Origin of the sequence: Bacillus sp. FSL P2-0099, from assembly GCF_038007445.1 — a bacterium.
In the GTDB taxonomy this organism is placed as follows: Bacteria; Bacillota; Bacilli; order Bacillales; family Bacillaceae_G; genus Bacillus_A; species Bacillus_A mycoides.
Genome location: NZ_JBBOXE010000001.1, coordinates 3,013,632 through 3,027,245 on the forward strand (window position 1 = coordinate 3,013,632; position 13,614 = coordinate 3,027,245).

At 35.3% G+C, this 13,614-nt stretch carries 15 protein-coding genes; 2 read left to right on the forward strand and 13 right to left on the reverse strand.

The genetic code is table 11. The features are described 5' to 3' along the window. Positions 1–21 precede the first annotated feature (21 nt). The 5 genes from MKY90_RS15480 to MKY90_RS15500 all read right to left on the reverse strand — a co-directional run bounded on the left by MKY90_RS15480 (position 22) and on the right by MKY90_RS15500 (position 3,084). Positions 22–654 (reverse strand): YdcF family protein, encoded by a 633-nt coding sequence (locus tag MKY90_RS15480; RefSeq protein ID WP_061688505.1) that lies wholly within the window; start codon positions 652–654, stop codon positions 22–24. A 322-nt stretch (positions 655–976) separates the two neighbouring features. Further along, on the reverse strand, positions 977–1,564 hold the full coding sequence (locus MKY90_RS15485) for a GNAT family N-acetyltransferase (protein ID WP_063218543.1): 588 nt from the start codon (positions 1,562–1,564) through the stop codon (positions 977–979). 159 nt (positions 1,565–1,723) lie between these two features. Then, the gene (locus MKY90_RS15490) at positions 1,724–2,104 is read right to left on the reverse strand and encodes a VOC family protein (RefSeq protein WP_002033018.1); all 381 of its coding nucleotides are present in this window, start codon (positions 2,102–2,104) and stop codon (positions 1,724–1,726) included. A 90-nt stretch (positions 2,105–2,194) separates the two neighbouring features. Further along, positions 2,195–2,710, reverse strand: a complete 516-nt coding sequence (locus MKY90_RS15495) for an SRPBCC domain-containing protein (RefSeq protein ID WP_002013656.1) — start codon at positions 2,708–2,710, stop codon at positions 2,195–2,197. A 29-nt stretch (positions 2,711–2,739) separates the two neighbouring features. Then, positions 2,740–3,084: an ArsR/SmtB family transcription factor gene (locus MKY90_RS15500; protein WP_000014568.1), complete on the reverse strand. Its 345-nt coding sequence runs from the start codon at positions 3,082–3,084 to the stop codon at positions 2,740–2,742. 458 nt (positions 3,085–3,542) lie between these two features. Between MKY90_RS15500 and MKY90_RS15505 the strand changes: the two genes are divergently transcribed. Then, positions 3,543–3,716: a hypothetical protein gene (locus tag MKY90_RS15505; protein ID WP_234803729.1), complete on the forward strand. Its 174-nt coding sequence runs from the start codon at positions 3,543–3,545 to the stop codon at positions 3,714–3,716. Between the two features lie 281 nt (positions 3,717–3,997). Here MKY90_RS15505 and MKY90_RS15510 read toward each other — a convergent pair whose 3' ends face one another. From MKY90_RS15510 to MKY90_RS15535, 6 genes are all read right to left on the reverse strand, one after another. Next, on the reverse strand, positions 3,998–5,326 hold the full coding sequence (locus tag MKY90_RS15510; protein WP_098168615.1) for a YjiH family protein: 1,329 nt from the start codon (positions 5,324–5,326) through the stop codon (positions 3,998–4,000). 125 nt (positions 5,327–5,451) lie between these two features. Continuing rightward, positions 5,452–6,330 (reverse strand): aminoglycoside phosphotransferase family protein, encoded by an 879-nt coding sequence (locus tag MKY90_RS15515; RefSeq protein ID WP_098168614.1) that lies wholly within the window; start codon positions 6,328–6,330, stop codon positions 5,452–5,454. Then, entirely contained in the window at positions 6,331–6,846 is a 516-nt protein-coding gene (locus tag MKY90_RS15520; protein ID WP_002084694.1) for a GNAT family N-acetyltransferase, read from the reverse strand. It abuts the gene before it with no gap. 23 nt (positions 6,847–6,869) lie between these two features. After that, entirely contained in the window at positions 6,870–7,337 is a 468-nt protein-coding gene (locus MKY90_RS15525) for a DUF2691 family protein (protein WP_002084693.1), read from the reverse strand. Positions 7,338–7,552: 215 nt separating this feature from the next. Next, positions 7,553–7,987 (reverse strand): ferritin-like domain-containing protein, encoded by a 435-nt coding sequence (locus MKY90_RS15530; RefSeq protein WP_098168613.1) that lies wholly within the window; start codon positions 7,985–7,987, stop codon positions 7,553–7,555. A 194-nt stretch (positions 7,988–8,181) separates the two neighbouring features. Continuing rightward, on the reverse strand, positions 8,182–9,363 hold the full coding sequence (locus tag MKY90_RS15535) for a YhgE/Pip domain-containing protein (RefSeq protein ID WP_098168612.1): 1,182 nt from the start codon (positions 9,361–9,363) through the stop codon (positions 8,182–8,184). A gap of 170 nt (positions 9,364–9,533) precedes the next feature. Here MKY90_RS15535 and MKY90_RS15540 point away from each other — a divergent pair, with 170 nt between their 5' ends. Continuing rightward, on the forward strand, positions 9,534–10,151 hold the full coding sequence (locus MKY90_RS15540) for a TetR/AcrR family transcriptional regulator (RefSeq protein WP_002084688.1): 618 nt from the start codon (positions 9,534–9,536) through the stop codon (positions 10,149–10,151). Positions 10,152–10,206: 55 nt separating this feature from the next. Here MKY90_RS15540 and ppsA read toward each other — a convergent pair whose 3' ends face one another. After that, entirely contained in the window at positions 10,207–12,813 is a 2,607-nt protein-coding gene (gene ppsA, locus MKY90_RS15545; RefSeq protein WP_341091778.1) for a phosphoenolpyruvate synthase, read from the reverse strand. Positions 12,814–12,943: 130 nt separating this feature from the next. Beyond that, on the reverse strand, positions 12,944–13,225 hold the full coding sequence (locus MKY90_RS15550) for a YolD-like family protein (protein WP_063218536.1): 282 nt from the start codon (positions 13,223–13,225) through the stop codon (positions 12,944–12,946). Between the last annotated feature and the right edge of the window lie 389 nt (positions 13,226–13,614).

Here is a 13,614-nt window from a genome sequence, read left to right on the forward strand (position 1 = left end):
AAGATAGGTTCTTTTCTTATATTAATCCCCTTTCAATGCCTTTAATGGCAAGGAGGTTACATATCCAATATACGAGCATAATTCTTTAAAAAAGAAAGGGATTTCTGTATCTAGCGTTTTATACGCTGACGTTGGAGTTGGTGATGCATACGCTTCAATTTTAATATGTTTTGCAATTTTCATTGCACGTTTCATATGAAGTGGATCACTCACAATCGTATATGTGCGTATTCCGTTCTCTATTCCAACTTGCTTTGCATTCTTTAAATTGTCCTCTGTGAAAAGGGATTTTGTTTCAATTAGAATATCCTCTTCTTTCACACCATTTTTCAGTGCATACACTCTAGCAGTACGCGCTTCCTCAAGCTCTGCCTCAAACTTTGTACCACCTGTGAAAATAATCTTTTTAATATTACCGTTCTTATATAAGGAAATTGCATGATTAATTCTTTCTTTAAATACAGGAGATGGTTTTCCGTTCCATGAAGCTGCTCCCAGCACGATACCAGCATCTGTCTTCACACCATCATCTGTTTTAAAGCGATAACTCCAAATATCGTAAGCTGCATAACTTACATATAAAATAATAGAACAAATCATAAGCAAGAATACTTGCAAGATTCTTCTTTTCTTACTTTTCTTATTTTCTTTCATTTATAACTGCCTCCGTACATCATCCATACTTCTATATAAAAACGTATATATCAAATCATTTTGTTTGAATTTGTTTAAAAGAAGGAATTTTTCTTATCATATATATGCATTAAAGGGTTTTCATTTAAAATTGAGGATTATCAATTCATTTTTCGTTTGCGGTTTTCATTACATTTATGTAATTTATAAGTTTATTACCATACAACTACATTGTAACGAATTTTTTATCATAATGGAATGATGAAACAAAAGAAGTAACTATTTTGTAAGAAAAAAGGTATATTTTTCAACTAGACGATCAATACACCTTTCTTAATATGAATTATCGTTTTTCTTTATACGATTCTAATTTTTCTAATAACCGTTCCTTTACAGCTGGCCATTCACTTGCAATAACACTATATACAACTGCATCTCTAATATGCCCACTCGGTAATTTTCTTTCGTTTCTAAGTACACCCTCTTTTACTGCGCCGAGTCTTTCAATTGCTCTTTGTGCTTTTTCATTTCGTGCATCCGTCTTAATTTGTACCCTCCGCATATGCAACTTTTCAAAAGCATATTGTAATAACATGTACTTACATTCCGTATTCATACTCGTACGTTGCACACTTGGGTCATACCACGTTTTCCCTAATTCCACCGTCTTATCTTCAACTGAAATGTTATATAAGCGTGTACTCCCTACTATTTCATTTGTCTTTTGATCCACAACAACAAATGGCAAATCCTTCCCTGCCCCATAAGCTTTTATCGCCTTTTGAACATATTGCTGCATATCTTGAACAGTATCCATTTTAGAGATTAAATACGCCCAAATGTCTCGATTTCCTTCCACGATTGAAAACATTTTTTCGACATCATTGCTATCCATTAACCGTAACTTTGCTCTTTCGTGAATAATTTCCATTTGTAAGCCCCCTTTGTTGTAACTATATCATACCCCATTACTGTTTAATTGTTATATAAGAACATATAATTATATTTATGTTAAGGAATAAAATATATCTTTAAAATAAAAAATGCGATGCCTTTATTCAAGCATCGCACTCATAAATTGAATTGAAATTTACTTCTTTTCCATTACCGCAAAATAATTATTTTCGCTATCTGCAAAATTAAATATTCTACCTGAAGGCATATTTACAATTTCTCCGACTGTAACGTTTTTGTTTACTAAATCACTATATAAACGATCGAATTCTTTTGAGAAGAACATTAAAGAAGGTGTGCCAAGATTTAACTCCGGCTGCATTTTAGCAATTAGCTCCTTATTATGGAGAATAATACTTGTTTCAGCTTCTTTAGTTGGAGCAATTTCAATCCATCGCATTCCTTGACCGTTATCTTCCTCTGAAATGACAATAAATCCTACTTTTTCTGTCCAGAATTCCTTCACTTCATCTTGGTTATTCACATATAACATGATTTGACCAACATTATTAATCATTTATTTTAACGCTCCTTTATAAACAATTTTTATTAAACTCCATACACTTATACCTAATTATCACCGAAAATAAAGTTGCGGTGCAAAAATCTATTTCAGCGACTCCAATCGCTCATTCAAACGATCCCAAGTTTCGGTGATACCTTGTAGCATGCCCATGTCCATAACGGTCTTAAGGGCTTCTTCGGAAACATATTCAGCACGGTTTATTAGCTTTGTCTTTCCACCTAAATCGATGAATTCCAATGTCATCTCGGTTGACGGCATAGAATCATTTACATTGCCTTCAGCATCTGAAAAGTAATCAGTGTAGACGATTTTCTCTGGCTCAATAATCTCTTTATAGACTGCTTTTCCCCATGATTCCATACCAAAAAATTGCTCCAAGTTCTGATTGACACACTTCATACAGTAGTGCCAAACGCCTCCCGGACGGAAGTCGACAGTGCATGCTGGAATTTCCCAACCTCTTGGTCCCCACCAATGTTTCAAATGCTCTGGTTCTTTAAACATACTGAATACTAAATCGCGCGGCGCATCGAAAACGCGCTCCAGTACTAATACCCGATCGTTCTCTACTCTTGATACCATTGTATTGTTTGACATGTTAATTCCTCCTTAAATATGAACTGATTTTATGACTTTTCCTTGTTTTGCAATTCCTTCAAATACTCATCTAAATTATCGAATCTCTCTTCCATCACACGCTTAAATGACTGTACCCAACAATCAAGTGCTTGGAAAGGCTCAGGTCGGAGCTTGTAAATCCGGCGATTAGCTTCAGCCTGCACTTCCACAATCCCTGTATCGCTTAACACTTTTAGGTGTTTCGAAGTTTGTGGTTGTCTTAATCCCAAATGTTCGGCGATTTCCCCAACGGTTAAGGGACCGTCACGCAAGAGTTCAACGATATTCATACGATTCGGTTCAGATAAAGCGCTCAACGTCGTCATATTCACGCCCGGAATTTTCCCCGACATATCACTCACCTCGTTAAGTGATGGTCTCCGGTTATAACACATCAATATCATCACTAATATTTTTTTCCTGTTGAATCGATTATAACCAAATAGGAATATTCCTTTCAAGGAATATTCGAAAACTAAAGTAATACCACATCGTTACTTAATAATACGAATGGATTAAAAACATTTCACAAACCTATGTTTTACGATAAAGTGGTGCTTTAGTCAGTGGGTTTTGGAACGATTTCCGCGAAGGCTTTGTTTTTATCTGGTCCAAGAAAGCTTTAACACTTTTAATACTATTTAACGCTATAGTATTTTTTGTCACCTTTTTATTTGATAGTTTAGTTGTTTTATTGGCAAAAGAAATGGACATACGTGATAGTTTGTTTGGAATCTTTATAAGTATCGTTGGGTTAGACGCTTTAGTCAGAGCTATAACCATTGGAAAATAGGGAAATACAGTAAACAAAATGAATATCTTAAACGGTTCAGCTATATTACTTGGAGGAATGTTGATCCTTACTGGACTTGGAGGGTTCGGCTTTTTATCGAGTAATTTATTTTTATCGTTAATCATTTGGGTTTTTATTGGTATATTTATCGCTTCTATCTCTGTATGCTATAGTTACTTACTTCAAATCTAAACCCCTGCAAGATTAATGGAAAAAGTAATTAGTACCGCAAATGCACTGGTGCACGTTGCTATGGTTATTTCACCTACATTAGGCTCACTTTTAGCCCTATGGATAAAGTTTTTCTACTCGCAGGAGTTTTAATCACAAGTATTGGTATGATTATTTACTTAGCTCATACGTTATTTATGAAAAAACAGCTGGAGTTACTATAGAACATAATTAAAGTTATGCCATTTTCTGATTTGAATAATCGGAAAATGGCATAACTTCAGAAACTTAAGGCTACATTTTTAAAGCAATAAATAAGCAATCGGTGTAATAATAAGCAACGTTAAAATCGTTCTTTGCACATATAAAATAATAAGTTCAGATACTTTTAACGGAATATCTGTCGATAATATACAAGGGATTGATGCGGAGAAAAACAAAATGGATGAAACGGACACAACCGCAATAACAAACTTTGTCACGAGTGGTGCACTTACAACTAAAAGAGAAGGTAAAAACATTTCTGCAATACCAACTGATGCTGCTTTTGCAGCTAGTTCCGCTTCTGGAAGCTGCAGTAACCATGTAAATGGATAGAAAATATAACTAATCCAATCAAATATTGGCGTAAACTTTGCCAAGACGATACCAATTAATCCTACTGACATAATAGATGGTAAAATCCCCATCGTCATTATAAATCCATCTTTTAAATTCACTGCGATATTTTTCATAATACTTGGCGCAGATTTCGATACTTCTAATGCATCTTCCCAAGCTCGCTCTAACATTTTCTCTTTATAAACGGGCTCTGGGAACCCTTCTTTCGTAATATATGTATCTGGTTTTCTACTAAGAGGCGGGATTCTTACGGTGATAGCGGTCACGATGAATGTTACAACAAGAGTAGTCCAAAAATAAACATTCCATAAATGCATAATGTCTAATGTTTTTGCGATGATGATCATAAATGTTGCAGATACTGTAGAAAAACCTGTAGCGATAATTGCTGCTTCTTTCGTCGTATACTTTCCTTCTTTGTACACTCGATTCGTAATAAGAAGTGCAAGCGAATAACTCCCCACAAAGGAAGCGACCGCATCAATTGCTGACCGTCCTGGTGTTTTCCATAAAGGTCTCATAATTGGACGGCAAAACGTACCGATAAATTCAAGTAATCCGTACCCGACTAATAACGCTAAAAATGCCGAACCAATTGGTACGAGTAAACTTACTGATATAACTAACTTCTCATACAAAAACGGTCCAACATCTGGCGCAAAGAACCAATCTGGCCCTATTTTCAAACAATATAATATGCCAAAAACAACACCAACTACTTTTAATAAAGAAAAACAAATGTCTACGATAGATGCATTCCACTTCTTCGTATAAAATGGATAAATCGCACCAATTACCATAACAAGCAGTGCATAATAAGGTACTACCGAAGGAACCGTAGCTCTTATCCACGATACGATATGATCAATCATAATAGACGAAGCACCGTTTATCGTAACTGGTACGAAAAACATAAACACACCTACTAAACTTGCGAGTATAAACCGAAGTATAATCCCCCTCTCTCGCCCTGTCTTAATTACATTACTTTTTAATTCAATTTCATTCAAAATTCGACACCTCCAATTATCTAAATATTCTGTATAATAATGCCAGATCCCTTCTTTTAATTCTGAATATTTAATCATGCAAAAAAGCCTATTTTGAAATATACAATCAAAATAAGCTTTTTCTATTACCTCTTATAATCATCCACAATTACTTGAATTACACGATAAGATTCTTCTGCCACTATCTTATTACTAGTCTTATTCGCATCATATGTAATTAACGCCTTCCAAAGTGCCCATCCTCTCGCTCTATTCCACGTTCCTTCATCTATGCGCAATACTTCTTTAAATACGTTTCTACTATTCTTATCAAAAAATGTCCATGCCATCGCTGCATCACAAGCCGGATCTCCTACTCCTAAAATACCAAAATCAATTACGGCACAAAGTTTTCCTTCTTTAACAAGTAAGTTACCTGGCGCTACATCTCCATGAACCCAAACTGGTTTGCGATCCCATGTTGACCTAAGTGCTAAATCCCAAAGATGCTTTAACAATGTCTCATCAAAAACATCCTTATTATTTTCAATAGCCACTCTCGTTTCTTCATCGTATACAGATATAAGCCCGCCTCGGTAAAAATTATGTTCTCCAGCTAATGGCCCGTTACTCGCATCAATTGATTGTAACTCTATTAAAAATGCTCCTAAGTCCACCGCAAATTCATTTAAGTCACGGACATTTTGTTTCGTGACTGTTTCTCCCTCTATCCACTTATTAATAGACCAAGGCCATGGATACGCTTCAGATGGCTTCCCTTTCGCAATTGGTGTAGAAATTGGTAAAGAAAGCTCCTTACTTAATATAGGTAGCCACTTATTTTCTTTCTCTACTTGCGGTGCATATGCTGTATCACTTGGCAATCTTACACTCATCTCATCCCCTAAGTGAAACGTCCTATTATCATGCCCACTAAACTTTACAGGTTTCACTTCTAAATGGGCCCATTCGGGAAATTGTTGTTGTATTAACTTTGCAACTAAACTTACGTTAATTTGATTCATTCACTCTCCTCTTTTCTTTTGAAACTTACTAAGTCCATCCGTACTGCCAACATAGTCAAAACCACTTCTCTTATAAAAATCATTCAATATACGATTATGCCGGACGCAATCTAACTTCAAATACTCTTTGTCATGTTGCACATTCTCTTCTACCCACCGTATAATCCATTCTCCTATTCCATCCCCCTTATACTTCCGTTTCACCGCAAATCTATGAATATATAATGAATTAGAAACTTCCTCTTTTCCAAAAATATGTTCATCCCATTCATTTTGTTTAGGAGAAGCTGTAACCGTACCAACTATTTCATCTTCTTTCATAACAACATATGTATATTTCTCTCTTATACATTCTAGTATTTCAGCCGTAGCTTCCTCTCCTAAAAGATACTGCCACTGATCCACTTCTTTATATTGTAGCCATTGTGCTACTTCTTTTAATAAAATGATAATACTATCACTTTGATCTTCAGTAGCAATTCGAATTGTATATTCTTTACTTATATTTCTCTCCATATTGCCGTTCCCCTTTCAAATTGCTACCATACTGACATACGAGTCCTTCCATCATTTTCATCTGTAATATATTCTACATAAAATCCTTGATTCAGTGCGTTTTCATATATCATTTCAATCTCTTCTTGGTTTTTTGCATAAATTTGTATGTAATCACCATCCGCTACTAATACGACTACTTCACACTTACTCTTCTTAAATTCTTCATATGTTTCAATTTCTCCTAGTACTTTCCCTTTTGGATATGCTTTTAAGTCTACAAATAAAAGATAATATATGTTATCTTTTATTAGCTTTTTTAATTCTGATCCTTCCATGATCTCGTTATCTTCTGAAAATAATTCTGGACCTAATTCATTCCCTATTATTATATAAGCTTCCTCCCTTCCCATGACTTGCCAATCAAATGCAGTAATATCAATTGGCTTTAACACTTTCCAAAGTAAATTATCATATCCATCTAGAATATCTACTGTAATCCCTCTTTTCATATGTCTGCTCCTAGCTTATTTATTTTTGTTTCATACATTATATATCAAATATAATTACTATATTTTGTCGATACCTATGCACATCATAAAAAACCGCTCCACTACTAGTGAAACGGTTTCCTTCTGCTTACATTTACATATCTTATTCAATTGTTGCACTGCGTTTTAAAATAATTTCTAATATGTTCAGCACATCAGCCATTCATTTTTAACACTCACTTCGACTTCACAAAATAATATAAAAACCACACCGCATGATTTTGTTCATCTGCAGCTATTCTGCGCAATAACTCTTTCATAGATGCATCTGCTGCGTCATCTGAAATTTCCAAGTAAAAATCTACGGTCTTTTGCTCATCTTGTATAGCGAACTCTAATCCCTGTAAGTACGTATTAGGGCAATTTTCCGTAATCTGTGGTTTCGGCTGTCTGCCAGTTAAATTCGTATAGATTTGTACAAAATGATGAAAATGCCTTATTTCATCATTACGGATTTCAAGAATTTGTTTTTGTTCTACTTGATTTGGAGCCATATTAGCTAATTTTGCATAGCAACTTATAGCGCTATACTCTCCGTTTATAGCTTTTTCAATATCACTAATTAGCTTATCATTCTGTCTATACCAATTATCATAATTCGAATTATACATCGTATCCCCTCCATTATTTCGCATAACATTTTATGCATTTTGAAATAGTAGGAGCATGTATATATAAAGGGACAGCAAATACTAGTTCTTCACTCACCTTTAAAACATCGAAAAAGCCTATCTATCATTGAATTATTTCCCTATCGATTTCATCACAAAAAACCGTTTCACTACGAGTGAAACGGTTTTTATTTTTAAGCATTTAATTCCGTTTTATGCCCCTTTACTGCACTACGCTTTAAAGCTGTTCCAAGTATGATAACCATACTTACTACACCAATCCAAACGAGTACAGTTAGAGGAGTATTCCAAGCTAATCCTTTTCCAAAGAAGAATATTTCTCTAAGCCCTTCAATCATAAATCGCATTGGCAACCATGCGTACACCCAGTCTTGATAAAATGGAGACATCATTTCAGGTGCTAGCGCCAATAGCGGTGCACCAAAGAAAAGTAACAGTGCAAATAACCCGATTCCCTTTAAACCAACTAATGAAAGCACCGCAGAAATCATTAAGAAGAAACAAAAAGAAGTAATGGATAAGAACAGAGCCGTATCCGTGAAATTCGGGATATTTAATCCTACCATTCCATCAGCTATCCATGTAAGACCAAACCCAATTACAAGTGTAGCAATTGCTCCTGTTACTATTTGTTTTAGTTTCAATACGAAGTTCTCTTTTCTTGTACCCACTTGCGTTTTACTTATCGCAATAAAGATAATTGCTGCGCTCGCTAAACTTGCAATCCATAACGGCTGGAATAAAGACATTGGCGAGTTACCGTTCGCACTATTTTTGCCGATTTCATTCACATTTGTCACTTTCTTCGTAATAGGTGTTACTACATTTGAAACTTGGTCTGCTGTTAATGTAGCTCCTTTTGCTTTCAATCCTTCTAATAGTTGTGTACGAACAATATTGTTCATATTATCAACGATCGCATTTAACATTTGTCCTGCCATAGTTGATGCTGCTGTATTCATTCCTTGATTGATGAATATTTCTACCTCTGGCGAAGATGGCTGTGGTGTTCGTAATGATGCTTGTTTTGTGCTAAAGTCTTTCGGAATAACCAATGCTGCATAATATTCTTGATTATTTAAGCCTTTTTGAACTTCTTCTTTATTTTGCACTTCTACCCACTTTACCGCAGGTTCTTCCTCTGATTTTGATGTCTTTTTCATATTATCAACAATCGTTTGCCCCATATTCATCTTCGGTTGATTCGGAATTTCTACTCCTTGATCCTCATTTACAATTGCGATTGGTAAGTTTTTCGGCTTAGGTTGAACGGTTGGAAATAATGTTAATGAAAAAATAAAAACAACAAGTAGTGCAATAACTGGAGATAACAATAAAAGTTTGTTTTTAAACATTTTCTTTTCTCCTCCTTTAATTTGATTTATAATAACCAACAACGTGTTGTTTATTTATATTTGAATTATATGTTCGAGTTGAACCTTATACAATAATCAAAAATCGTGAATGTGTCGGTTATAAGACACATCCTTGAAATGTGTTGGCTAAAATTAAGGAGGGACATACTTTGCGCGATAGTAATTTAGATTTACGTGTTATTCGTACGAAAACTGCCATACGAAATGCATTAGTGGAATTAATTGAGGAAAAAGGTTTTGACGCCATAACAGTGAAAGATATTACTACGAAAGCAAACATAAATCGTGGTACATTTTATACACATTACCAAGATAAATTTGATTTAATGACAAAATGCCAAGAAGAAATTATGTATGAATTTTCTAGCATTGCTAAACAGAGATTACCGGAAGTTATTGCTGATCTTGGATCAAGCCCTTCCCCAACAATGCCATTTATACTTATCGCTTCTATTCTTGAATTTCTAAATGAAAATAGTGATTTTATGAAAGCTGTACTAAGCCCAAAAGGAGATTTATCTTTCCAAACGAAACTGAAAGACTTTATGTGGAAAACACTATTTGAAGATACGAATGGTCCTCTCATTAATAAGGAGAATTTACTTGTCCCAAGCCAATACTTAGCTTCTTATATGGCATCTGCTCATATAGGTGTCATTCAGCAATGGTTAAATAATGGACAAAAAGAAACACCTGAGGAGATTGCTCGTATTTTATCAACAATCGCAGTTCATGGACCTTTTTATGCGGCTGGTTTAAAGAAATAAGTCCGCTATATAATAAAAGATCATCCACTATAATAGCGGATGATCTTTTATTTCATTACAACACTTCAATATACCCTTCTGTTCCATGTACCCGAATTCGCTGTCCGTCTTTTATTCGTTTCGTAGCATTCTCTACTCCGACAACTGCTGGTAATCCATATTCACGTGCAATAACTGCTCCATGTGTCATCAATCCGCCAACTTCGGTGACTAACCCTTTTATAGACACAAACAATGGTGTCCATCCAGGGTCAGTAAAGGCAGTAACTAATATATCTCCATCTTCTAAATTCGCATCTTCCATATTTAAAATAACGCGTGCTCTCCCCTCAATCACTCCTGAAGAAACAGGCAGACCTACGATTGCTTCAGCCGGGAGATTTTCTCGTTTGTACTTCCCAGTAATGATTTCTCCATCAGACGTCATTACACGTGGAGGCGTTAGTTTTTCATATAATTTGTAATCATTTTTTTGTTTATGAATAAGCTCGTAATCTAGTTTATTCGTAAGGACAACTTCGTGAAGTTCTTCAAAATTTAGATAGTATATATCTTCTACTTCATCAATAACTTTATTTTGCACGAGTTGCTCGGCTTCTTTCAATATTGCCTGCTTATATATGAAATAGCGATTAATCATACCGTATTTTGGATATTCACGATAACCGATAAAATTTCGGATGTTACGAATCATTCGCTTCGTCTCTTCTACTTTTTGTTTACCATCCGGCAAATGCTGCAATCGATCTACTAACTCTTCTTCTTTTTTCAAAGCTTCCTGCAGTCCTTCTTCAAATTTCCGTTTACTAGCACCATCTTCAAAATCTCTTATATTATTTAAAATCATCGGGATAATGGTTGTTGGCTTTTCACTCCAGCGCGTTTTCGTAATGTCGATTTCTCCGCTGCATCTCATTCCGTATTTATTTAGAAAAGTTAAAATGGCATCTCGAGCTTTTTCTCCGCCTTTAAATTGAACGAATTCATCTAAAAAGTTATCATTTTCTACATGTTGTAAATACGCAATAACTTCTGGATATGGCCGAATCACATCAGCAACATCGAGTAATGCTAGCCCCATTTCAGACGTAATATTGTTTTGTACTGATTGAGAAAGTGTGTCTGCTGCATTCTTTTCGCCTAGCCATTGCTCCATTTTTTCATTGATCCATGTTGAAGCATCCATACCTGCCATAATGACAGCCATACTTTGCGGATGAAATAATATTTTCTTTAATTGCTGCATATCTTCCAAAATAAAATCAAGTACATCCACCCCTGATTTCGTTTGCATGTTTCGTTTTAACTCTTCAATTGATGCTTGATTCATTTCTATTAAATCCGTAACGATTGCTGGATTGTTTTCGACTTGTGGTTGCGTACTTCCAGGTGGTCCACTTTTACCAACACTCTTTTCTTTTTCATCATCTGGTAACAATGTAATAAAATCATCTCGCTCGACTACAGTCGTTAATGCATCTTTAATAAGCGGTTCCGAATTCCCTATCATATTTAATAAAAGTTCTCTACTAGTAGGCGAAGCCAATCTTTGTGCAACATCAACAAACAACCTTCCTCCAGCTTGAAACCTCTGTCCAAAAGATGTTAACTGGAATAAAGACATCCCTAATGGCTTCAAGGGATCGGTCATCATTTGCTGGTGACCAACCGATACATACACATGATTTTCCCCATCATTTACTTCTGGTATTGGATATAAGGTCGTGATTGGGCGACTTTGGACAATATAAAATGTATCATCCACTAAACACCATTCAATATCTTGCGGACAACCAAAATAAGCTTCAATCTGTCTTCCGATCTGTGCTAGTTGTAAAATTTGTTGTTCAGACAATGTTTGAATTTTTTGCTGAGCCGGATCAATCTGTTTCGTCTCCGTTCCGCCCTCTTTTAAAGCATAAATAGCTAATTTTTTAGTTGCTATCATCTTTCCAGTAATTTCGCCTTCTTTTACTTTATAATTATCGGCAGAGACCAGTCCTGATACTAACGCCTCACCAAGTCCAAAACTGGCATCAATTGATACTACCTTTCGGTTAGAAGTAACCGGATCAGCAGTAAATAAAATTCCCGAAGCCTCAGGGAAAACCATTTTTTGAACGACAACACATATAGAAACTTGATTATGTTCAAAATCATTTTGCATGCGGTACATAACTGCTCGCTCTGTAAATAAAGAAGCCCAGCACTTTCTTACATGCTGCAAAATCGCTTCTTCTCCGATAATATTTAAATACGTATCTTGTTGACCAGCAAATGAGGCATACGGTAAATCTTCAGCCGTAGCACTAGAACGCACGGCATACGCATGTTCATTTCCAAAACGTGAGAGATAATGAGCTACCGCTTCCACTACTTCAGAAGGGATTTCTACTGCCATAATGACTTCTCTAATCTTCTTACTAATTCCACCAATTTGGGCTCGCTCTTCCATTTTCAACTTTGTTAGCTGCTGCAACAAAGTTTGAAGCTCGTCATTTTGCTCGATGGCCTTTTCATACCCTACCGTTGTAACACAAAAACCTTCTGGCACTTGTATACCTTGAATGTTTGATAATGCCCCTAAATTCAATCCTTTTCCGCCAACGAGCGAAAGCTGCGTTTTTTCTATTTCCTGAAAATCGAGAACGAAAGAACTCATGTAACATCTCTCCTTACTGTGCATGTGTTCTTGATTGTAGCAGTAGTAAATAAGAATAAACAGTCTATTTCGAACGTGATTTACATGATATAATTAAGTTAGGAAGAGATGATTTTTTATTTCTCCCCCTCTAATTCACTTCAATTACATCAACAAACTTAAACATCCTTTGATTATGAAAAGCATCGGTACAAGTAATCGTCTTATTTAATGGATTTATATCAGCTACTGTTATGTAATTTTTATATAGATAGCCCTCTTTATAATATGTAAGTAAAACCTCTTCTTCACCTAAATATGAAATTAACAGCTTATTTTCAATCCTTTTTTTTGCATCTTGCGTTAAAATTGGACGCGGGACTTTCGTTTGCTCCTGTATCATTTCTTTAATACAGACGAACTGTTCTGGCATACTAGCAAACGGTTGCCATTTTATCAAGACATTTTTTCAAGTTTTCTAGAAATATGAATGTCCCAATCATTGTACACATGTATATGTACAATGAGCCTCTCATAAATAACACACGTCAAATTCCTCCCCCTAATACAATATTCTCCCTATTGGGGTATTACCCCATCACCATCAAGCTAAGAAATTCATTATTCCCCAAAACGAAAAAAATGACCTAAATTCTCATAAATAACTGTTGTAGTAATATAAAATTTTCGTTTTGGGATACTTCAAAATATTAGCTTGATAGACATGCGATGAGACCCCCAATTAAATATAAAAAAGAGCACTGATTTTTAGTGCTCTTTTTGTAAGCATTAAATAATGAAATTTGAATACGCTTATTCTCT